Source organism: Kribbella sp. C-35 (assembly GCF_046549195.1).
In the GTDB taxonomy this organism is placed as follows: Bacteria; Actinomycetota; Actinomycetes; order Propionibacteriales; family Kribbellaceae; genus Kribbella.
The window spans coordinates 1,271,470-1,290,942 of sequence record NZ_JAJPWG010000001.1; the positions used below are offsets into that span (position 1 = coordinate 1,271,470).

The following is a 19,473-nucleotide window of genomic DNA, read 5'->3' on the forward strand; positions in this document are numbered from 1 at the left end:
TCTACACGAACAGCCTCAGCCCGGATCGACAGGCAGCGACACCCCGTTCATTCGACGGAGGGTGGATTCGAGGTCGAAAGTCAGCCAGCGGGAGAGTTGGGGGTGGGCGGGGTGTTGCCAGAGGCCGTAGGGGCCTCGGCGGGATTCGAGCCAGGTGACCAGGGCGCCGACTCGGCGGTCATCGGTGGAGACGCCGCAGCGGGAGGCGAGGTCGAGGAGGAAGGCGGGGTCGACGGTGACATAGAAGGTGAGCTGTCCCATCGCGCGTTCGAGGCCGACGAGGCGGGAGACTTCCCAGCCGAGGGTCGACTCGTCGCGGATCTCGCGCTCGAGGAGGTGGCCGACACCGATGCGGGCGGCGTCGGATCGATTGCGCTGGGGGTGCAGGGCGAGGCAGGCGACCGCGCCCGTTGTCGCCGAACGGCAACCGTCGCCTCGGGTGAGTCGCCGGTACTCCTTCTCCGGCGGCTGAGGCCGGCCCGGACCACCGAGGTCGGCCTTGGGTCCGGAGGGCCAGGAGCCGTCGTGGAGTCGTTCGCTCAAAAGCCATTCGTACGCGCGTTCAGCGCGAGGATCAGTGGCGAACCCGGCCGCGGCGATGCCCCGCAGCGGTACGACGGTCTGCATGGTGACGAACCGCGGTCCATCCGATGGCTTACCTGCGGACCTGTTGTCGTCGACCCGCAGCGGCCACGAGCCGTCCGGCTGCTGCTGGGAGAAGATCGCGTCGACGGCAGCGGCAAGCTCGGGGCCGCGGTAGCCGAGGTACGCGAGCTGGCAGAGCAGGTACCCGGCGTCTTGAGGCCGATCAGCCGCCGCGAGCCGCCCGAGGAGCGATTGGACGGCGGGGCTCGCTGCGATCTCACCCTGCCAGGCCTTGACGTCGTCATCGTCGCTGGTGGCGCCCTCGAGCTCGACAGCCGCGCGCCACCGCAGCGACGCCGACGGGTCTCCGAGCAGGAGCGTGTTCATGACAATGCCGCCAGTACGAACGGCGCTGTGGCCGTATCGGCCACTTCTTCGGGTACGCCCTCGAAGACGATCTTTCCGCCGTGCGGTCCGCCACCCGGACCGAGTTCGATGAGCCAGTCACAGGTCGCGAGCACAGTCGGGTCGTGCTCGACCACCAAGACGGTGTTGCCCGCATCGACGATCGCGTCGAGCGCGCGCAGCAGCACGACGACGTCGGTGGCCTGCAGGCCGACGGTCGGCTCATCGAGTACGTAGAGGCTGCCTTCCTTGGTCGGTCGGGCGAGCTCCTTGGCGAGTTTGAGTCGCTGCGCTTCACCGCCGGAGAGGCTCCAACCAGGTTGGCGGACGACGAGGTAGCCGAGGCCGAGCGCGAGGGCTGCGTCGCCGGCGCGACGTACGGCGCCGATGTCGCCCCACTCGTCGACGAGCTCACCAATGGTCAGGGCTTCGATGTCGGCGAGCGTTCGGTCCCGCTCGCGGAGGGCGGCGACCTCGCGACGGTAGCCGGACCCGCCGCAGGCGTCGCAGGTCTGGGTCACCGACGGCAGGAACGACATGCCCTGTTGCCACGTTCCTTTCCCGCCGCAGGCGTCGCAGCCGTAGGTGAGGTCCTTCATCGTGATCCCCTGCTCGCGGGCCACTTCACTCGCGGCGAACGACTTGCGGACCGCGGTGATGAGCCCGAGGAAATTGCCAGGTGAGGTGATCTCCGCGCGGCTCTGGTCGGCGACGATCGTACGAGCGGGAGCACCCGAAATGACCTGGTGAACCCCAGGTTCGACGCGGACGATGCCGCCGCCGGAGACGTTGGTCGCCGGTCGCGCCAGCCCGGGCGCGATCGTGTCGACGACGAGCGAGGACTTCCCCGACCCGGACACACCACACACGCCGACTCGCACGCCGAGCGGGATGCGTACGTCGAGGCCGCACAGGTTGTTCTCCCGCGCTCCCGTGACCTGCATCCACTCGGTCGGCACGCGGCGGTCGCGATGCGGGATCGCGATCCCTCCGTCGCGCACCGCCCTGGTGACCGATTCGGCGCTGTCGAGGTCGACGAGCCGGCCGCCCGCCCGTCCGGGACCAGGGCCGATCTCGATGACGTCGTCGGCGGTACGAATGAGGGTGGCGTCATGTTCGACGGCGATGACGGTGTTGCCGGCGTCGCGCAGCTCGCGCAGGGTGCCGGCGAGCGCGTCCACCTCGGACGGATGCAGACCTCGGGACGGTTCGTCGAGCAGGACGGTCATTCCGACGAGGCCGCCGCCGAGTACCGACGCCAGCTTGATCCGTTGCGCCTCGCCCGCGGACAGCGTCCAGGTCGCCCGGTTCATCGTGAGATAGCCGAGCCCGACACGGCCCAGGAATCCGAGCCGGTACGACGCAACGGTACGGGGGTGGGCCGCGTGGTGATCGTCCGGCTCGTCTATCGACGCCAGTACGTCGTCGAGCTCGGCGAACGAGGCCGAGAACAGGTCGCTGCGGTCGCGACCTGCGATGCGAATCGCCAAGTACGGAGCACGCAGTCGCTTGCCGCCGCACTCCCGGCACGGGAACGCCCTGGTCTCCAGGCCGCCCAGGTCCTGCCGGGCCCAGTCGTTCAGCCCCACCCAGGTCGAATCGCCGTACAGGATCCCTTGCTGGACCTCCTCGCTCAGCTCCGACCACGGCGTAGTACTCGGGTCGAACTGGTACCGCTCCGCGAAGGTCCGCATCACATCGTTGCTGCCGACCACTTCAGGACGGAACCACGAGAGGCTTCCACCGAAGCAGCGGGCGAGTGGCGCGTCGGGCTGCACCATCGCGGCGAAGTCGAACTCCCGCTCAACGCCGACTCCCAGGCACTGCGGACAGACGGACGCGGGCGACCCCATCAGGTGACGCGGCTCGATCGGCACCGCGGTCGTCGTACAGTCGCCGCAGACCCACACTGCTTCCGGCGTCGGCGCGGACCGGCGAACGTTCTCGCCACCGCATGCGAGGCACGACCGCACACCGGCGCGCGCCAGGACGAGGGAGATGAGGCGGTCGAGGTCGCTGGACCGGCCAACCGTCGTACGGGCGGCATCCCAGCGCCCGGGCCCACCCGCTGGGAAGGTCGTGCCAGAGGCGTCGATGCTGATCGTCGGGCCCAACCCGGTGATCGAGTCGACCGGGGCTTCCGGCCCTTCCCGCACCGACTGTCTCTCGTAGACCGACAGGCACTCGAGCAGCCGCCGGTCGGCCTCCGCCGCGAGTACGTCGCCGACCAACGACGACTTGCCCGAACCCGAGACGCCGGTCACAACCGTGAATCGGTCCTTGGCGAACTGGACGTCGATCCCTTGCAAGTTGTGGGCCCGGGCGCCGCGAACCCGGATGACGTCGCTCGAACGCCGGTCGGCACGCGGCTTGGCTCGGGGCGTCACCCTCGGCCGCCGCTCGGCGACGGCGGGGCCGCAGTGTTGCAGGCGCCCGCCGTCGGGGCCACCGCCCGGGCCGAGCTCGACGCGCCAGTCGGCGGCGGCGATCACGTCTGCCTGGTGTTCGACGACGACCACCGTGCAACCGTCGGCAGCCAGTTTGTCGAGCACAGTGAGGAGCCGGTCCAGGTCGCCAGGGTGAAGCCCGGTGGTGGGCTCGTCGAGCAGCACGAGATTGCCGGCCTTCGCTTTCGTCACCTCACGGGCGAGCCGGACTCGTTGCGCTTCACCACCGGAGAGACTGGGCGACGGTTGCCCGAGCGTGACGTATCCGAGCCCGACCTCCTGCAGGGTCGTGAGGATGCGAGTCACCGCAGGGTGCTCGGCGAACAACGCGTCGGCCTCGTCGACGCTCAACTCCAGCACGTCAGCGATCGACCGGCCTTCCCAGGTCGCCTCAAGGACTTCGGGCCGGTACCGGCTGCCTTCGCAGATCTCGCACGGCACCCAGATCGGCGCCAACTCCCGGAGGCTGATGGCGACCGCGCCCATCCCCTCGCACTCCGGGCACGCCCCTTCGCCACGGTTGAACGTGAACTCCGACGCGGACCGTCCGGTCTGCTGCGCGAACACGTCCCGAATCCGATCGAACACCTTCGTGTACGTCGCCGGATTCGACCGCGGGTTGTTGCCCAGCGGTTTCTGATCGACGGCGATCGCACGCAGCGCGGGCGCGTCGATCGTCGAGCAACCAACCGGCGCGTTGGCACGGATCGACGCCAGCAACACATCGCGGGCGAGAGTGGTTTTGCCCGCTCCCGACGGGCCGGTGATGACGGTCAGCGCCCCGAGAGGGATGTCGCAGTCGACGTCACGCAGGTTGCGCAGGCCGGCGCCGGTAATGTCGATCCGCCGGTCACCGATCTCACGGGTCGCGCGCCGGACCCGGGTCGGCGCCGAGAAGCCGCGACCCGAGGCGGTGTCGGCGCGCCACAGGTCGGCGGGCGTTCCTTGGAAGACGAGTTCGCCACCGCCGCGGCCGCCGGCCGGGCCGATCTCGACGACGTCGTCCGCCAGCGCGATCGCCGTACGGTCGTGCTCCACCATCAGCACCGGGCCCGGCAACGATGCCATTGCCTCGAGCAACGGTTTGAGATCGGTGTGATGCAGCCCGATGGTCGGCTCGTCGAGGACGTGCAGCAGATCCTCGAGCCGGCCGCCGAGGACGACCGCGAGCCGGGTCCGCTGCGCCTCACCCCGCGACAGCGTCGGCATCGGTCGGTCGAGGGTGAGATGACCGAGCCCTAGCGTGACCAGCGGCCGCAGCCGCCGCAGCAGCTCGTCCTGAACGCGTACGGCACGCGGGCCGATCGCCAGCTGGTCGACGAACTCGAGGACCTCGCGCACCGAGCGGGCGAGCAACTCGGTCAGGGCGACCTCGGCGATGCGATGCGACGAAGTGTCGACCGCGGCGTCGCGGAACGCCGACGGCTCCAACGGCCGGACCCAGTCTGAGCAGCTCGGACAGATCGGCGCCCGAAGCACCGGCGTACCACCGAGACGAACCTCGTGCGATCCCAACGCGTCGGCGCGCTCGAGGATGCCTCGAACCTCCGCCGCGGACGCGCCCGCCCGCAGAGTGGCCACGCGTACGACGACATCGTGCGGGATCGTCGGGTCGAGTCGAGGCACGCTGCTCTTCGCGGCCCACGGTCGTCCGTCGATCGTGACCGCATCGAACTGGCCGCGCAGGCCGGCGAGGAGTCGCGCGTGACTTCCGTTGAGGTTGCGGACGACCGCCACTTCCACCGGGAGGCGGCCCTCGGCGGCGAGCAGGTCCAGAGCAGTCGCGAGTCGCTCTTCGCGCGACACCGCGCGTACCGGTACGTCGCACCTCGGGCAGGTGACGTCCGCGAATCGCGCGTACAGGATGCGGAGGAACGGGTGCAGGCCGACCGACGTCGCGACGGTCGAGGCGGGGTTGACGTTCAGTACGTTCTGAGCGATCGCGACCGCCGGGCCTAAGCCGTCGATGCTCTTCACCTGCGCGGCCGGTACGCGTGTCCCCGGACGTCCCAGTCCCAGCGACTCGACGAACCGGCGCCGCGCCTCGGTGTAGACCACGTCGAACGCGAGCGACGACTTCCCCGAGCCGGAGACACCGACGACTGCGGTCAGGCCGGGTCCGAACGTGACATCGACGTCCCGCAGGTTGTGCTCCGCCGCACCACGAACTCTCATAGCCCGTGCTGCCGATCGGCGGAATTGGTCATGACAAGCCTCCTCCGACACCCTCGTCCCCAGCGACGCGGTGTTGAGAGATGGCCTGCAGACATCGACGACCGAGAGGGCACAATCCCCTTCGCCACTGGAACTCCGGCTGGGACGGATGTTCCACAGCTCGGCGACCGGTCGACGCCGTCCCGCCAATCTCCCCGACCGGCGTCACCGTTGTCAAGCAAGGTCGAGGGGGAGGGTGACGGTTACCTGGAGGCCGCCGCCTTCGCGGGGGACGGCGGTTACGGTGCCGGCGTGGGCCTCCGTGACCGAGCGGACGATAGAGAGGCCCAAGCCGGCGCCCTTAGTGCTGACCAGGCGTTCGGCGCCCAGGCGGTAGAAGGGTTTGAAGAGGGATTCGACTTCGTACGGCGGGATCTCCGGGCCGGTGTTCGTGACGACGATCTCCACGCAATCGTCGGCTGTTCTGCTGATCACCCGGACCCACCGCTCACCCTCGCCTGAAGGCAGGTTGTGGCGGATGCCGTTCTCGACCAGGTTGTGAACCAGGCGTTCCAGCAACAACGCGTCGCCGCGGGTGGGTGCCTCGCCGGGGCCGCGGATCAGCTCGACGCCAACCGCAGCGGCTTCCGTGGTGAGCTGGGCAGTCACGTGGGTCACCACGTCGGCGAGGTTCACCGGGTAGACCGCGGTCAGCTGTTTCTCCGAGTCGGCCAGGATCAACAGGCCCTCGATCAGCTGCTCATGCCGCGTGTTGATCGTGAGCAGGCTCTCGCCCAGTTCTTTCACGTCCGCGGACGCCGTACGTCGATGCATCGCGACTTCGACCAACGCGCGGCCGAGGGTCAACGGCGTACGCAGTTCGTGGGAGGCGTTGGCGACGAAGCGGCGTTGGCCGTCGAAGGAATGGTCCAGGCGTTCGACCATCGTGTCGAACGCGTCCGCCAGGTTCTTCACCTCGTCGTCGGGGCCCTTCAGGGCGATCCGCTCGTGCAGAGCTGACGGCGTCAACGCGATCCGGCGCGCGGTGTCGGTGACTCGATGCAGGGGCGCCAGAACTCGTCCGGCCACCAACCACCCGAACCCCGCGGCCAGCCCACCCACCAGGACCAGCGCGACGCTGCCTTGCGTGAGCAGCGACTTGATCGCGGCCTGCCGCACCTGCTCGCGCTGCTCGTTCATCACCCGTTCCGCATCTGAGCCCGTCAGCAGAGCGCCGTCCTTGTTCATCACGTACACATCGTTGGTCGGCAGCGGCCTGTTCGGCCCGGCACTCGGACTCAGGTACGTCCCCTTCACGATCACCTGGTACTTCTGGCCCAGGTTCGCGGTGAACAAGGCATACGTCACCCCGAGCAGCACCACGCCGGCGACCATGAACAGCCCGCCGTACAGCAGCGTCAACCGCCCTCGTAGCGTCAGCCGTCTCACGGGATGCGGTAGCCGACGCCGGTGACGGTCTCGACCAGTCCCGGCTCGCCCAGTTTCCGGCGCAGCTTCAGGATCGTCAGCCGGACCGCTCCGGTGAACGGGTCCACGTGCTCGTCCCATGCCTTCTCCAGCAGTTGTTCGGCCGACACGGTCGCGCCGTCGGCTCGCAGCAGCTCCACGAGTACGGCGAATTCCTTCTTCGACAACGGCACGTACCGGCCGTCCCGGAAAACCTCGTGCCGCGCCGGATCCAGCGTGACGCCGGCGCGTCGCAGTACGGGCGGATCGGCCGGGCGACTCCGGCGGCCCAACGCGAGTACCCGCGCGGCCAGCTCGGCGAACGCGAACGGCTTGGTCAGGTAGTCGTCCGCGCCTAGTCCGAGGCCTTCGACGCGGTCGGTCACGGCGGCTGCCGCAGTCAGCATCAGGACCCGCGTGGCCGAACCGGAGGCCACCAGCTGACGGCACACCTCGTCCCCATGGACGACCGGTATGTCGCGATCGAGCACGAGTACGTCGTACGCGTTCACCGACAACCGTTCCAGCGCCGCGCCGCCGTCACCGGCCACGTCGACGGCATGTGAGTCGTCGCGCAGCCATTCCGCGATCGCTGCCGCCAGCAACGGCTCGTCCTCGACCACCAGTACCCGCACGCACCCCATGATCCCCGACATCGGTGTTTCCGCCGCGTTTCCGCACTCGGAAACGGTCCGGAAACGGCCGACCGAGAAAGGTTTCCGGAAACGAGAGGAGCACCGATGCGCAACACCATCCTGGCCGTTTCCGTTCTGGTCGCCGGCCTGATCCTGACCGGCTGCGGAGCCGACGAGCCCGATGCCCAGGTCGCCTCCGGGAGCGGAGGACAGCAGTCCACGGCGCCGAGCAGTGCGCCGGCCAGCCTCAGCCAGGACGAGATGGCGGTCAAGTTCACCCAGTGCCTGCGGGAGAACGGCCTGAACGTCCCGGACCCGGAACCGGGCAAGGGGCCGATGCTGAAGTTCGACAAGAGCTCCGGCGTCACGCAGGAGCAGGTCCAGAAGGCCATGGAGGCGTGCCAGCAGTACAACCCGCAGGCCCAGGGCAGCGCCAACCCGCAGCAGGCGGAAAACGGCAGAAAGTATGCCGAGTGCATGCGGAAAAACGGGGTCGAGAAGTTTCCGGACCCGAAGCCGGACCAGCGCGGCATCATGATCGGGCCGGGCGTCGCGGACGATCCCGACTTCCAGAAAGCGCAGGACGCCTGCCAGAGCATTCTGGCGGCACGCTGATGCGTAAGGCACTGACGGCTGTCGTCGTCCTGGCCGCCGGGGGCGCCGCTAGCGCGTTCCTGGTGAGCCGGGGCGACACCAGCCAGGCTACGAACCAGGCCGCGCAGGCCGTACCGATCAACACGACCAAGGTCACGCAGCAGACCTTGAAGGACACCGAGACCCAGGACGGCACACTCGGTTTCGGTACGTCCTCCTCCGCGGTCAACCGGGTCGCCGGCACGGTCACCGCCGTACCGGACAGCGGGCAGGAGCTGCGGCGCGGAAACAGCGTGTACAGCATCGACAACAAGCCGACCACGTTGCTGTACGGCGCGCTCCCGGCGTACCGCAGGCTCGCGATCGGGACCGAGGGCACCGACGTCCTGCAGCTCGAGCAGAACCTGAAGGCGATGGGCTACAGCGGGTTCACCGTGGACGACGAGTACACCGATGCCACTGCCGCTGCGGTCGAGGAATGGCAGGAGGATCTCGGCCTGGACGAGACGGGCGTCGTCGAGCTCGGCAGCGTCCTGTTCGCGCCCGGTCATCTGCGGGTGGACAGCGTGCAGGCCGAGGAAGGTTCGCCGCTCGGCCCGAACCAGCCTGTACTCAGCTACACCGGCACCACCCGGGCCGTCACCGTCCAGCTCGACGCGGCGGACCAGCGGCTGGCCACGCTCAACGCGGCGGTCACGCTCGCGCTCCCGGACGGAAAGTCCGTGCCCGGAAAGATCCAGAAAGTCTCCACGGTGATCATTCCGGCGGAAAGCCCGGACAAGGATCCGGAAACGAAGGTCGAGGTGATCGTTGCCATCGCCAACCAGCAGGCGGTGGCGGCATGGTCGTCCGCGGCGGTCGACGTCACCTTCACGGCCTCGGAACGCAAGAACGTGCTGACCGTTCCGGTCGCGGCCCTGGTCGCGCTCCGGGAGGGCGGCTTCGGCGTCGAGGTCACGGACGGTACGACGTCGCGGTACGTGCCGGTGAAGACCGGGCTGTTCGCGAGCGGCCAGGTCGAGATCAGCGGCACCGGCATCACGGCCGGCACCACGGTGGGGATCCCCAAGTGATCGAGTTGACCGAGGTGACCAAGGTGTACCCGGGCGGGGTGAACGCGCTCGGCGGTGTCAGCCTGCGGATCGACCCAGGCGAACTGGTCGCGATCGTCGGGCCGTCGGGCTCCGGCAAGTCCACGATGCTGAACGTCCTCGGCACCCTCGACCGCCCGACCTCTGGCACGGTCCGCATCGACCGGTACGACGTGGCTCGGCTGTCCGACGCCGGGCTGTCGGCGTTGCGCGCTACCCGGATCGGGTTCGTGTTCCAGCAGTTCCATCTCGCGGCCGGCGTACGTGCGGTCGACAACGTTGCGGACGGGCTGCTCTACTCGGGCCTTCGCTTGTCGGTACGCCGGAAGCGCGCGGCGGCTGCTCTGGAACGGGTCGGGCTCGCGCACCGCCTCGATCACGAGCCGCACGAGTTGTCCGGCGGCGAGCGGCAACGGGTAGCCGTTGCGCGGGCAGTTGCCGGCGAACCCGCCGTACTGCTGGCCGACGAGCCGACCGGGGCGCTGGATTCCGCGTCCGGCGCAGGCGTGATGCAGCTCCTCCGAGACCTGCACGCCGCCGGCACCACAGTCGTAGTCATCACCCACGACCGCGACATCGCATCCTCCCTCCCCCGCCAGATCCGAATGCGAGACGGCGTCATCGTCGAGGAGGTGCACACATGAACGGAACGCGGCGGAGCGGCGAACTAAAACCCGCGTCCTTGAAGCTCAGGGATGTCGTGCGCGTAGGTGCTGTCGGGCTGCGGACAAGGCCGATGCGGGCATTTCTGTCTGCGCTGGGGATTGCGATCGGGATCGCCGCGATGGTCGCGGTGGTCGGTATCTCGTCGTCCTCGCGGGCCGAGCTCGACGGCCAGCTCGATGCCCTGGGCACCAACCTGCTGACCGTCACCCCCGGCACCCGGCTGACCGGCGAACAGGCCCAACTCCCGCTCGCCGCCGAATCCATGGTCCGCCGCATCCCACCGGTACGCGCCGAGTCCGCGATCGGCAAGGTCGACGACGCATCGGTCTACCGGACCCACAAGATCCCGGACGTCCAGACCAACGGGATCATCGCGTACGCCGCCCGCACCAACCTGCTCGACACCATCGGCGCGACCATCCGCAGCGGAAAGTGGATCGACGCGGCGACCGGCAGCTACCCCGCAACTGTCCTCGGCGCGAGCGCAGCCGAAAGACTGGGGATCACCAAGGCCGGTCCGGACACCCAGGTGCTGATCGGCAACCAGTGGTTCACCGTGCTCGGCATCCTCGAACCGGCCGCACTCGCCCCCGAGCTGGACAGCGCCGCACTCATGGGCTGGCCGGCTGCGAGCGATCTCTCCTTCGACGGGCACCCGACCACGATCTACACCCGCTCGGACGACACCCAGGTACCGGCGGTCCGATCGGTGCTCGGCGCAACGGCCAACCCGGAAGCGCCGAACGAGGTCGAGGTCTCCCGGCCGTCCGACGCACTCGCCGCGAAGCAGGCCGCCGGCCAGGCCTTCACCGGACTGCTGCTCGGCCTCGGCGCGGTCGCGCTACTGGTTGGCGGCGTCGGCGTCGCGAACATCATGGTGATCTCCGTTCTCGAACGCCGCGCCGAGATCGGTCTGCGCCGATCGCTCGGGGCGACCCGCGGTCAGATCCGCACCCAGTTCCTCACCGAGTCGCTCCTGCTGTCCGCACTAGGAGGCCTGGGCGGCGCACTCCTCGGATCGGCCGTGACGGCCGCGTATGCGTCGTACCAGAACTGGCTGACGGTGATCCCGGTCTGGGCACTGGCAGGCGGGGTCGCGGCGACTCTGGTGATCGGCGGCCTGGCCGGCCTGTACCCAGCCGTCCGAGCCTCCCGCCTCTCCCCAACCGAGGCACTCGCAACGCCTTAGAACACGACGACGCCGATGCCGGTGAGCGCGAGCTGGATCAGCGCCACCGGCACCAGGCCCTGCCACGCCAGCTTCTGTAGTTGGTCGGCGCGCATCCGGGGGAACGAGACGCGCACCCAGATCACCACGACCGAGACGAACGCGACCTTCACCAGCGTCCAGATCCACCCGATCGATTCCGGCCCCGGGCCGCTCCAGCCGCCGAGGAACAGGACCGTGGTGAGGCCCGCGAGTACGACGATCCCGGCGTACTCGGCGAGCAGGAACATCGCGAACCGGAGTCCGGTGTACTCCGTGTACGGCCCGAAGATCACCTCGGAGTCCGCGACCGGCATGTCGAACGGCGGCCGCTGCAGCTCGGCGAGGCCGGCGATGAAGAACACGACCAGGCCGGGGAGCTGCCAGAGCAACCACCAAGGGTTCCAGGCGTGGGCAATAGAAGTCAGGCTCAGCGACCCAGCGGCGACCGCGACGCTCGCCGCCGACAGCACGAACGGCAGCTCGTAGCTCATCAGCTGCGCCGCGACCCGGAGTCCGCCGAGCAGGCTGTACTTGTTCCCGCTGCCCCAACCGGCCATCAGCGCCCCGAGCACACCGATGCTCATCACCGCGAGCACGAAGAACAGACCCGAGTCCAGGTCGGCGCCGACGATCCCCGGCGCCAGCGGGATCGCGGCCAGCGCCGCCATGTACGGGAGGATCGCGACGATCGGCGCCCATTCGAACACCCGCTTGTCCGCGGCAGCCGGGACCACGCTCTCCTTCTGGACGAACTTCACCCCGTCCGCGACCAGCTGCGCCCAGCCGTGGAACCCGCCGGCGTACATCGGGCCGAGCCGTGACTGCATGTGCGCCATCACCTTGTGCTCGGCCTGACCGACCAGCAAGGGCGCCACCAGGAAGGCGACCAGAACGCCCACCACCCGCACCACGAACTCCAGCATGCGTGTCAGCCTAGTGTGTATGACTTGACCTCAACCAACGTTCAGGTCGAAGAGTGGGGCACATGACCACGATTCTTGTCACCGGAGCCACCGGCCGCGTCGGCCGCCATGTTGTCGACGGGCTGCGCGCCGCGGGCGTGACCGTCCGGGCCCTCGTCCGTACGCCGGACCTCGCCGGCTTCCCACCCGACGTCGAACTGATCAAGGGCGACCTCTACGACCCCACCGCCGTACGCCGGGCCGCGGCCGACGTCGACGCCGCGTTCCTGCTGTGGCCGTCGTTCAGCGCCGACGGAGCCGCCGACGTGGTGGCCGAACTGCCGCGGCGGGTCGTCTACCTGTCCTCGTTGAGCGCGCCGTCCGGCGGAGTCTGGGCCGATGTGGAGGAGCTCCTGCGGGACAAGGATTGGACCTTCGTGCGGCCGGGCGGGTTCGCGGTCAACGCGCAGGGCTGGGCCGGCGAGTTCCGGACCGGCGACGTCGTTCGGGTCGCGTCCCCCGAGGCCGGTAGGTCGCTGATCCACGAACGGGACATCGCCGCGGTCGCCGTACTCGCGCTTCTGAACGACCAGCACATCGGCCAGATCTACGACCTGACCGGGCCCGAGGTGCTGACCCAGGCCGAGCAGATCCGGACCATCGGGCGGGCGATCGGCAAGGAGATGCGCGTCGAGGCGCTGTCCGACGCGGAGGCGCGGCAGGCGATGCTCGACCTCGGCGCCGACCCGATCCTCGCCGAGAGCTCGGTCGCCTACTGGGCTTCGCTCGTCGACAACCCCGAGCCGGTCACCACCACCGTCACCGAACTCACCGGCCGCCCCGCGCTGACCTTCGCCGAGTGGGCGGCCGAGCACGCCGACGAGTTCCGCGTACTGTCCGCGGCGGAGGTCGCCCACCGGTACGTCGACGCGCTGTCCACCGGCCGCCTCGACCAGGCACTCGCTCTCTCCGCACCTGAGGTCGTCCGCGTCGCGCCCCTCGAGACCGGCGGCGAGGAGATCGAGGTCAAAGGCGCCGACGCGATCCTCGAAAACGCCCGCCGCCTGAACGCCGACATCGAGTACCTCGGCGTCGACATCGTCGGCCCCCTCCTCCTCGACAACCACTTCGCCGCCCGCTTCACCTTCGCCCAACTGGACGTCCGCACCGGCACCCGCTCCCACACCACCAAACTCTCCCTCTGCACAGTAAAGTCCGGCCAAATAACCCGCGAAGAGGTCTTCTACTACACCCCGCCGCGGACCTGAAATCATCAGGTATCGACTAGGAGGTGGCGGCATGGCCGACGTTCTCATTCGCGATGTCCCGGACGAGGTACTGGCTGTGATCGACCGTCGAGCCGCCCGCCTTGGTTTGTCCAGGAGCGAATATCTGCTCCGGCAGCTCAGCCAAGAGGCCGGGCGTTCGGAGGTTGCCGTAACCGTTGCCGATCTCCAACGACTCTCGGAGCTTGCCCGCGATCTGGAGGACCCTGAGGTCATGGACCAAGCCTGGTCATGACGCCAACCGCCGACTCCCGGCGCTGGCTGATCGACAAACGTAACTCTGCAGCCGAGCGTCGTGCGAGCGTCGTGCGGTCGTCGTGCGGTCGTCGTGCAGTCCTCGTTGATCTCCAGATCAACCCCGACCATACGGTTACGGAGTCTTCCGATCGTGGCGTCAAAACCCGTGATGCCGACCGACGGCGACGCGTCACACAACCCCTGCGTGATGAGGTCATCCGGCGCTACGCATCCGAGAACGAAACGGCACTCGAGGTCGCAGAGGAGTGCAACATGAGCGAATCAACCGCACTTAGGATTCTGAAGACCGCCAGCGTTCCGATGCGCCGGCAGGGCGAGAAGAGACTGTGATCGCTAACCTGCTCGCACTTGGGCGTTCGAGAACTCGGTCGCAGCGATGTATGTCGACGGTCGCATCAATGACAAGGGGCATACGGATCACGAGCTCCTGGTCGGGGGTCAACGAGCGGGATCAAGTTGGCGGTGTCCGTTACATGGGCAACGACGGCAGTTTCTACGCAATCGGAGAACGAAGTCGCTTCGACGAAGTCACCTACTACTACATGGGGAGTGATCGAGAGTTTCCCCGAGAGTCCGAGCTGCCGCTCGACGCCCTCCGGGACGCGGTCAAGGAGTTCCCGGCAACCAACGGCGAACAACCGGCATCAGTAACTTGGGCTTCTGCCTAGCATGAAACGAACATCAGCCCGGCTCACGGTGAGCCGGGCTGATGTTCGACTAGGAGCTGTGAGCTTGCGGTAGGCCGAGAGTCCCCCCGATGACCGTCGGCCTCCGTGACTCAGCCCTTCGGCGGGAAGGGATCGTCCTCATAGGTACGCTCCTCCTCGATCGTGCCATCCTTCAGGCAGATGTAGAGCGAGCTCGGGGCGTTGGCCTTGGCGACCTTCACACCGGCGTCAACTGCGACCGCCTTTGTGAAGTGCTTGCTGAGCGTCTCGCTGTTGTGACGCACGTGCCACATCTCACTGATGTACTTCACCCAGTACTTTTCCGAACTGCCATGTTTCTAACTCCAGGGGATCGGTTACTACGTGGAAGCGAGGACTACTTCTTGCCCTTGCCCTTCTTGCTGGTGGACTCGTTGACCGTGGTCTTGGGGCTCTTCTTGACGGTCGACTGCTTGACGAATCGGCCGGAGATCGCGCTCCGACCACGCTGTCCGCCGCTCGACGACTTGCTTGCCATGTGCTGCTCCTAACGTGCTGAACCGTTTTCCATAACCCTCTAGACGGCTACAGTGAAACTAACCGTCTAGAGCGAAACTGAGTCTAGACCGGCCAGTTCGCTTCGCGCAACTAGCCGTCGAATGTGCAACTGGAGGTACGGATGAGCGATCGCGGCTACTTCGATGCGGTCTCGTTCTACGAGGCGCTGGATCACGCCCGCGCCGATCGAAATCTCATGTGGAAGGACGTGGCCAAACGCGCCAAGGTGAGCCCATCGACGCTCACCAGGCTCGCCCAAGGTCGACGTCCCGACGTCGATAGCCTGGCCGCGCTAGTGGACTGGGCTGGTCTACGCGCAGATGACTTTGTCGTACGCGTGCAAAGTGAGCAGCCGGATCCAGATACGGGCGAGCCACTCGCGCTCATCTCGACCTACTTACGCGCTGACAAGAACCTCAGTGAGGTTCAAGCCGACGCGATCTCAAAGGTCATACGCGCGACCTACGATGCGGTCGTTGAGCAGGATCGCTCGGAGTAGCGAGAGGCCACGAGCATGGGATTCGCCCGCGGCTTCAAGGCAGAAGCCGAGCGCACAGCCGAGGACACTCGAAGCGAGCTCGGCCTCACGAACCTCCAACCGATCAACGCCCACGAGTTAGCCGAACACCTCAGCATCCCGGTGTGGAGGCTGTCAGACTTGCATCGTCGCGTCGACACAGCGGAGCACGACGGACTGGAAGATGCGATCGCCTCACTATCGACGCCGCGGGGATCACCGCTCTCGGCGATGACCGTGTTCAGAGGCAGAAAGCGCGTCATCGTTCACAACGATGCTGCCGAGCCCGGTCGCCAACTAAGCAACCTGACGCATGAGCTCGCTCACGGAATCCTGATGCACGACCCCGTGCCGGCCATCGACGAGCGTGGTTGCCGGAACTGGAAATCGGACATCGAAGACGAGGCGGCATACCTCGGCGGGGCGCTCATCATCACTGGCAAGGGCGCTCGGTGGATCGCAAAGGCAGGCCTTACGCACGAGGATGCCGCTCGCAAGTTCGGCTGCAGCGAAGAGATGGTCAGATGGCGGGTCAACATGAGTGGCGGCCGCAAGATGTTCAAGCGATGATCCATCCGCGCATACCTAGCGGGGCGCGCCCGGCTGGGTAGCGCTGGTTATCCCCCCGAACGCCTCACACGCGCCTTGGCGTCATGTCGTAGGAAGTCGCACTTGGCCCCCTACGCTCATTGACCCCAAATTCACCTCTGAGCAGGCTGCCTCCAATAGGACAACGACTACAACTCGAGCGGCCGCACGTAGCAAAAATCGAATACCCGACCTGCGGCGGCAAAGGATTTCTCGTCGATGAACGACGTATTGGCGCCACGGGACGAGGGCACGGTGACGTGCCAACTGTGTACGGGCGATGGTTGGATCGACGATGCCTAGGCGCAACTCATCGCCAACCTGACCGGTCAGCCGACTGAGCGACTCGCTCAGGCCTGACTGAGGGGGAGTTGAAGCCAGCCGCCGATGTCTTGGCGGCCGGATTTCAGGGCTGCGGTTCGGGCGCCGTGGTTGGCTTCGTGGATGGTGCCGATGAGGATTCGGGTGGGGTCGGGGAGGGACTGGGCGAGGAGGGCGCTGAGGTGGGGGCCGTAGCCGTGGCCTCGGTGTTGTGGGGCCAGGACCAGTTCGCGGACGACGTACGCGGGGAGGCCTAGGGCGTCGTACGGCTTGATGATGGCCGCGGCGTAGCCGGCCCATTCGTCGTTCACCGTGACGTCGAAGAGCAGGCCTTCGTCCGCTGCCTCCTGGAGGTCGTCGCGGTCCTGGATGGTTGCTTCCTCGGGGTGATGCGGGTGGTCGGCGTCTACTGCGGCGTACGCATGGCGGGCTTCGTCGTAGTGGTCGACGGTTTTCGCCTGGCGGAGGGCTAGGCCGGGCGGTACGTCGTACGCGCGGAGCTCACGGATGGGGGCGGCGAGGAAGCGGCGGTCCGGGGCGGTGCCGGGGATGGCTGCATCGGCGGTCCATAGGCGGACGTAGAGCGGGTGGTGGATTCCGTAGTGTTCTTGGGCGGCCGCGGCTAGTGCGGGTAGGTCGGAGGGTTTCGGTGACCGGCTCATTGGGGTTGCGTCGACGAACGGCCTTGTGGGGTTGAGGTTTTCGAAGCGCATGCTGAGCATGGCGTGCAGGTCGTTGCCTATGGCAACCCAGCGGTTGAGCATGGCCTCGGGCGGTTTCCCGGGGGCCAGTCGGTCGGTGCGTTGGACGGCGATCTCCAGGTCCTCGGCCAGCAGGATGTCCAGCGCCGCATGTTCCTCGGCGAGCGTCGCCAGGCGTTGCGCGTCATCCACCCAGGCCCGCGTGATCGGATGCTGCCGCTCGAGGGTGTACCGCGCCAACTCCTCCGCCGCCGGAATCACGACGACCCATCCGACGGCGCATCCCCCGCCGACGGATCAGCAGGCGGCTCGCTCGGCGGTGCGGCGGACGTTGACTGGCGGCGGGTTCGGCGTTCTCCGGCGGCGCCTGCGCGGCGGGGGCGGGCTGGGGTTGCCGCGGCCTCAGCCGGGGCCAGGGGGTCTGGGGCGGGGGAGCCGGGTGGGCGGGGGCCCCAGGTTTCTGGGTCGGGGACGCCGGGTGGGAGGGTGCGGCGGCGGCTGGGGGCGCCTGACGGGGCGTGGTCCGACTCGCCGGGCTCCTTCGCGCCTGGCCACGGCTTCGCGACGCGCGACGCGAGCACGAACTCCTTCCGCAGCGGGTGTCCCTCGAACTCGTCCGGCAGCAGCAGCGTCGTCAGGTTCGGATGCCCCTCGAAGGCGATCCCGAACATCTCGTGCGTCTCCCGCTCGTGCCAGTTCGCCCCGGCGTACAACTCGGACAGCGTCGGAAGTACAGCGTTTTCCCGCGGCACCAACGTCCGCACGAGCACGTGGTCGACATGCGACCCGCCCCAGAAGTCCGCGAGATGCGACACCACCCGGAACCCGTCCTTGAGCTCGTCGGACGCGCTCAGGAAGTCGAAGAACGTGAGACCGACCGCGTCCCGCAGTACCTCGTGCGCCGCGACCCACGACTCGGGCGGTACGTCGAGCGCGGTCGGGCCGAAGCTGTCCGCCGACGTCGCGGCGATCCCGGCGCTCGTCAGCGCCTCGAGTGCGTCGGTGCTCAAGGCTGCACCAGCCCCCGGGTGAGGGCGGCCGCGGACGGCTCGTCGTACCGGCTTGCCAGGGTCTCGCCGGCGATCTTTTCCTGCAGCTTGAGGATGCCCTGCAGCAACGCCTCCGGCCGCGGCGGGCAACCGGGCACGTAGACATCGACCGGGATGATCTGGTCGACGCCCTTCGTCACGCAGTACGAGTCCCAGTACGGGCCGCCCGAGTTCGAGCAGGAACCGAACGAGATCACGTACTTCGGCTCCGGCATCTGGTCGTACAGCCGCTTGATCGCCGGCGCCATCTTGTCGGTCACGGTGCCCGACACCACCATCAGGTCGGCCTGCCGCGGTCCGGGCGCGAACGGGATCACGCCGAGCCGGATGAAGTCGTGCCGGCCCATCGACGCCGCGATGAACTCGATCGCGCAGCACGCCAGGCCGAAGTTGAACACCCAGAGCGAGTACTTCCGGCCCCAGTTCAGCAGGTACCGAACCGGCTGCGGCGCAAGCTTCGCCAACGCACCCACCGCCGGCCGCACGGTCGGCATCCCCAGCTCGATCTCGGCCATGTGGTCAGCCTAGTCCGACAATCTCCTCCGCGAGGATCTCCGGGTACTCGAGTGGCGCGTAGTGACCGACGCCGTCCACATGCCGCAACCGGACGTCGCTGAAGAAGTCGTCCACCCGGTCGGACCAGGCCCGCGGGAACAGCGGGTCGAACTCCGGCCACAGCACCACAGTCGGTACGGCGATCCGGTCGTACGACGGTGGCGCCGTCTCGGCTGCCGACACCGCGACCGCGCCCGCTCCCGCCCGGTACCACTGGATCGACGCCGTGAACGCGCCCGGCGCCGAGTACGCCTCGACCAGGTGATCCAGCTCCGGCTCGAACCCCGGCCCGGACCAGTGCGTCCAGAAATGATTCAGGTAGGAACGGACCGCATCCGGTTTTCCGTCGATCATTTCCTCGATCACCGGCAACCGGTGGAACGCCTGGTACCAGAACTCCGCCTGCGCCTGCTCGGAGAACACCCGCTTCCCGATCCCCGGCAGCGGCGGCGCGATCACCAGCCCTTCGATCAGCTCCGGCTGCGTACGCGCGATCCCCTGCGCGATCCGGCTCCCGATGTCGTACCCCGCGAGAACGGGACGCTCCAGCCCGAGCTCCTCCACCAGCGCCGCGACGCTGCGAGCCTGCGCGTCCACGCCGTACTGCTTCGGATCCGTGGACAGACTGTCCGACTCACCGAAACCTCGCAGGTCCGGCACCACCACCTCGCACCCGCGCTCCACCAGCAACGGCGCGAGCAGCCGGTAATCGGTGCGATCCCCCGGCCATCCGTGCAGGAGCACGACCGCCGGGCCCTCCCCTTTCCGGTCGTACGCCAGCCTGAACCCGTCGACCTCCGCGCTGAGCTCCATGGCATTCATTGTTGACCACCCGAT

At 68.0% G+C, this 19,473-nt stretch carries 21 protein-coding genes; 10 read left to right on the forward strand and 11 right to left on the reverse strand.

All coding sequences use genetic code 11. The features are described from left to right. Positions 1–15 precede the first annotated feature (15 nt). The 4 genes from ACLJOO_RS06550 to ACLJOO_RS06565 form a co-directional block, all read right to left on the reverse strand. Complete coding sequence (locus tag ACLJOO_RS06550) at positions 16–972, reverse strand: hypothetical protein (RefSeq protein WP_410785895.1); 957 nt, start codon at positions 970–972, stop codon at positions 16–18. After that, entirely contained in the window at positions 969–5,612 is a 4,644-nt protein-coding gene (locus ACLJOO_RS06555; RefSeq protein WP_410785896.1) for a hypothetical protein, read from the reverse strand. The genes ACLJOO_RS06550 and ACLJOO_RS06555 overlap by 4 nt, the downstream gene beginning before the upstream one ends. A 213-nt stretch (positions 5,613–5,825) precedes the next feature. Next, on the reverse strand, positions 5,826–7,040 hold the full coding sequence (locus ACLJOO_RS06560) for a sensor histidine kinase (protein WP_410785897.1): 1,215 nt from the start codon (positions 7,038–7,040) through the stop codon (positions 5,826–5,828). After that, entirely contained in the window at positions 7,037–7,693 is a 657-nt protein-coding gene (locus ACLJOO_RS06565) for a response regulator transcription factor (RefSeq protein WP_130384769.1), read from the reverse strand. Before ACLJOO_RS06565 ends, ACLJOO_RS06560 begins: the two co-directional genes overlap by 4 nt. Before the next feature lie 105 nt (positions 7,694–7,798). Here ACLJOO_RS06565 and ACLJOO_RS06570 point away from each other — a divergent pair, with 105 nt between their 5' ends. The 4 genes from ACLJOO_RS06570 (at position 7,799) to ACLJOO_RS06585 (ending at position 11,233) form a co-directional block, all read left to right on the forward strand. Then, a complete protein-coding gene (locus ACLJOO_RS06570) occupies positions 7,799–8,308 on the forward strand; it encodes a hypothetical protein (protein ID WP_410785898.1) in 510 nt (169 codons plus the stop codon). Further along, positions 8,308–9,360, forward strand: coding sequence for a peptidoglycan-binding protein (locus ACLJOO_RS06575; protein WP_410785899.1), 1,053 nt, complete (start codon positions 8,308–8,310; stop codon positions 9,358–9,360). Before ACLJOO_RS06570 ends, ACLJOO_RS06575 begins: the two co-directional genes overlap by 1 nt. Then, positions 9,357–10,022 (forward strand): ABC transporter ATP-binding protein, encoded by a 666-nt coding sequence (locus tag ACLJOO_RS06580; RefSeq protein ID WP_410785900.1) that lies wholly within the window; start codon positions 9,357–9,359, stop codon positions 10,020–10,022. Before ACLJOO_RS06575 ends, ACLJOO_RS06580 begins: the two co-directional genes overlap by 4 nt. Positions 10,023–10,114: 92 nt before the next feature. Next, on the forward strand, positions 10,115–11,233 hold the full coding sequence (locus tag ACLJOO_RS06585) for an ABC transporter permease (RefSeq protein WP_410785901.1): 1,119 nt from the start codon (positions 10,115–10,117) through the stop codon (positions 11,231–11,233). Here ACLJOO_RS06585 and ACLJOO_RS06590 read toward each other — a convergent pair. Continuing rightward, the gene (locus ACLJOO_RS06590) at positions 11,230–12,177 is read right to left on the reverse strand and encodes a complex I subunit 1/NuoH family protein (protein ID WP_410785902.1); all 948 of its coding nucleotides are present in this window, start codon (positions 12,175–12,177) and stop codon (positions 11,230–11,232) included. The genes ACLJOO_RS06585 and ACLJOO_RS06590 overlap by 4 nt on opposite strands. 62 nt (positions 12,178–12,239) lie before the next feature. Here ACLJOO_RS06590 and ACLJOO_RS06595 point away from each other — a divergent pair, with 62 nt between their 5' ends. The 4 genes from ACLJOO_RS06595 to ACLJOO_RS06610 all read left to right on the forward strand — a co-directional run bounded on the left by ACLJOO_RS06595 (position 12,240) and on the right by ACLJOO_RS06610 (position 14,368). Then, the gene (locus tag ACLJOO_RS06595; protein ID WP_410785903.1) at positions 12,240–13,424 is read left to right on the forward strand and encodes an NAD(P)H-binding protein; all 1,185 of its coding nucleotides are present in this window, start codon (positions 12,240–12,242) and stop codon (positions 13,422–13,424) included. Between the two features lie 31 nt (positions 13,425–13,455). Beyond that, complete coding sequence (locus ACLJOO_RS06600) at positions 13,456–13,677, forward strand: antitoxin (RefSeq protein WP_410785904.1); 222 nt, start codon at positions 13,456–13,458, stop codon at positions 13,675–13,677. Further along, on the forward strand, positions 13,674–14,030 hold the full coding sequence (locus ACLJOO_RS06605) for a hypothetical protein (protein ID WP_410785905.1): 357 nt from the start codon (positions 13,674–13,676) through the stop codon (positions 14,028–14,030). Before ACLJOO_RS06600 ends, ACLJOO_RS06605 begins: the two co-directional genes overlap by 4 nt. A gap of 68 nt (positions 14,031–14,098) precedes the next feature. Continuing rightward, positions 14,099–14,368, forward strand: a complete 270-nt coding sequence (locus tag ACLJOO_RS06610) for an Imm1 family immunity protein (protein WP_410787124.1) — start codon at positions 14,099–14,101, stop codon at positions 14,366–14,368. A gap of 110 nt (positions 14,369–14,478) precedes the next feature. On the opposite strand, the gene ACLJOO_RS06615 is transcribed toward ACLJOO_RS06610, so the two are convergent. Continuing rightward, positions 14,479–14,679 (reverse strand): DUF2188 domain-containing protein, encoded by a 201-nt coding sequence (locus ACLJOO_RS06615; protein WP_410785906.1) that lies wholly within the window; start codon positions 14,677–14,679, stop codon positions 14,479–14,481. Positions 14,680–14,744: 65 nt separating this feature from the next. Beyond that, positions 14,745–14,885: a hypothetical protein gene (locus tag ACLJOO_RS06620; protein WP_410785907.1), complete on the reverse strand. Its 141-nt coding sequence runs from the start codon at positions 14,883–14,885 to the stop codon at positions 14,745–14,747. A 141-nt stretch (positions 14,886–15,026) separates the two neighbouring features. Here ACLJOO_RS06620 and ACLJOO_RS06625 point away from each other — a divergent pair, with 141 nt between their 5' ends. Together ACLJOO_RS06625 and ACLJOO_RS06630 are read left to right on the forward strand one after the other, a co-directional pair. Beyond that, positions 15,027–15,404 (forward strand): helix-turn-helix domain-containing protein, encoded by a 378-nt coding sequence (locus tag ACLJOO_RS06625; protein WP_410785908.1) that lies wholly within the window; start codon positions 15,027–15,029, stop codon positions 15,402–15,404. A 15-nt stretch (positions 15,405–15,419) separates the two neighbouring features. Beyond that, positions 15,420–15,992 (forward strand): ImmA/IrrE family metallo-endopeptidase, encoded by a 573-nt coding sequence (locus ACLJOO_RS06630; protein ID WP_410785909.1) that lies wholly within the window; start codon positions 15,420–15,422, stop codon positions 15,990–15,992. A gap of 368 nt (positions 15,993–16,360) precedes the next feature. On the opposite strand, the gene ACLJOO_RS06635 is transcribed toward ACLJOO_RS06630, so the two are convergent. From ACLJOO_RS06635 to ACLJOO_RS06650, 4 genes are read right to left on the reverse strand one after another with little or no spacing between them, the layout of a single operon-like run. Next, positions 16,361–17,293, reverse strand: a complete 933-nt coding sequence (locus tag ACLJOO_RS06635) for a GNAT family N-acetyltransferase (RefSeq protein WP_410785910.1) — start codon at positions 17,291–17,293, stop codon at positions 16,361–16,363. After that, on the reverse strand, positions 17,290–18,042 hold the full coding sequence (locus tag ACLJOO_RS06640; RefSeq protein WP_410785911.1) for an NADH-quinone oxidoreductase subunit C: 753 nt from the start codon (positions 18,040–18,042) through the stop codon (positions 17,290–17,292). The genes ACLJOO_RS06635 and ACLJOO_RS06640 overlap by 4 nt, the downstream gene beginning before the upstream one ends. Beyond that, positions 18,039–18,596 carry an NADH-quinone oxidoreductase subunit B gene (locus tag ACLJOO_RS06645; RefSeq protein ID WP_410785912.1) on the reverse strand — a complete coding sequence of 186 codons (558 nt, stop codon included), beginning with the start codon at positions 18,594–18,596 and terminating at the stop codon, positions 18,039–18,041. The genes ACLJOO_RS06640 and ACLJOO_RS06645 overlap by 4 nt, the downstream gene beginning before the upstream one ends. Positions 18,597–18,600: 4 nt before the next feature. Next, positions 18,601–19,449, reverse strand: a complete 849-nt coding sequence (locus tag ACLJOO_RS06650; protein WP_410785913.1) for an alpha/beta fold hydrolase — start codon at positions 19,447–19,449, stop codon at positions 18,601–18,603. Positions 19,450–19,473 lie beyond the last annotated feature (24 nt).

Excerpts from the sequence above, each read along its gene's own strand:
- ACLJOO_RS06550 (WP_410785895.1), bottom strand. The coding sequence starts at position 972 with ATGAACACGCTCCTGCTCGGAGACCCGTCGGCGTCGCTGCGGTGGCGC.
- ACLJOO_RS06555 (WP_410785896.1), bottom strand. The coding sequence starts at position 5,612 with ATGAGAGTTCGTGGTGCGGCGGAGCACAACCTGCGGGACGTCGATGTC.
- ACLJOO_RS06570 (WP_410785898.1), top strand. The coding sequence starts at position 7,799 with ATGCGCAACACCATCCTGGCCGTTTCCGTTCTGGTCGCCGGCCTGATC.
- ACLJOO_RS06575 (WP_410785899.1), top strand. The coding sequence starts at position 8,308 with ATGCGTAAGGCACTGACGGCTGTCGTCGTCCTGGCCGCCGGGGGCGCC.
- ACLJOO_RS06585 (WP_410785901.1), top strand. The coding sequence starts at position 10,115 with ATGCGGGCATTTCTGTCTGCGCTGGGGATTGCGATCGGGATCGCCGCG.
- ACLJOO_RS06590 (WP_410785902.1), bottom strand. The coding sequence starts at position 12,177 with ATGCTGGAGTTCGTGGTGCGGGTGGTGGGCGTTCTGGTCGCCTTCCTG.
- ACLJOO_RS06595 (WP_410785903.1), top strand. The coding sequence starts at position 12,240 with ATGACCACGATTCTTGTCACCGGAGCCACCGGCCGCGTCGGCCGCCAT.
- ACLJOO_RS06600 (WP_410785904.1), top strand. The coding sequence starts at position 13,456 with ATGGCCGACGTTCTCATTCGCGATGTCCCGGACGAGGTACTGGCTGTG.
- ACLJOO_RS06605 (WP_410785905.1), top strand. The coding sequence starts at position 13,674 with ATGACGCCAACCGCCGACTCCCGGCGCTGGCTGATCGACAAACGTAAC.
- ACLJOO_RS06610 (WP_410787124.1), top strand. The coding sequence starts at position 14,099 with ATGACAAGGGGCATACGGATCACGAGCTCCTGGTCGGGGGTCAACGAG.
- ACLJOO_RS06620 (WP_410785907.1), bottom strand. The coding sequence starts at position 14,885 with ATGGCAAGCAAGTCGTCGAGCGGCGGACAGCGTGGTCGGAGCGCGATC.
- ACLJOO_RS06625 (WP_410785908.1), top strand. The coding sequence starts at position 15,027 with ATGAGCGATCGCGGCTACTTCGATGCGGTCTCGTTCTACGAGGCGCTG.
- ACLJOO_RS06630 (WP_410785909.1), top strand. The coding sequence starts at position 15,420 with ATGGGATTCGCCCGCGGCTTCAAGGCAGAAGCCGAGCGCACAGCCGAG.
- ACLJOO_RS06645 (WP_410785912.1), bottom strand. The coding sequence starts at position 18,596 with ATGGCCGAGATCGAGCTGGGGATGCCGACCGTGCGGCCGGCGGTGGGT.
- ACLJOO_RS06650 (WP_410785913.1), bottom strand. The coding sequence starts at position 19,449 with ATGGAGCTCAGCGCGGAGGTCGACGGGTTCAGGCTGGCGTACGACCGG.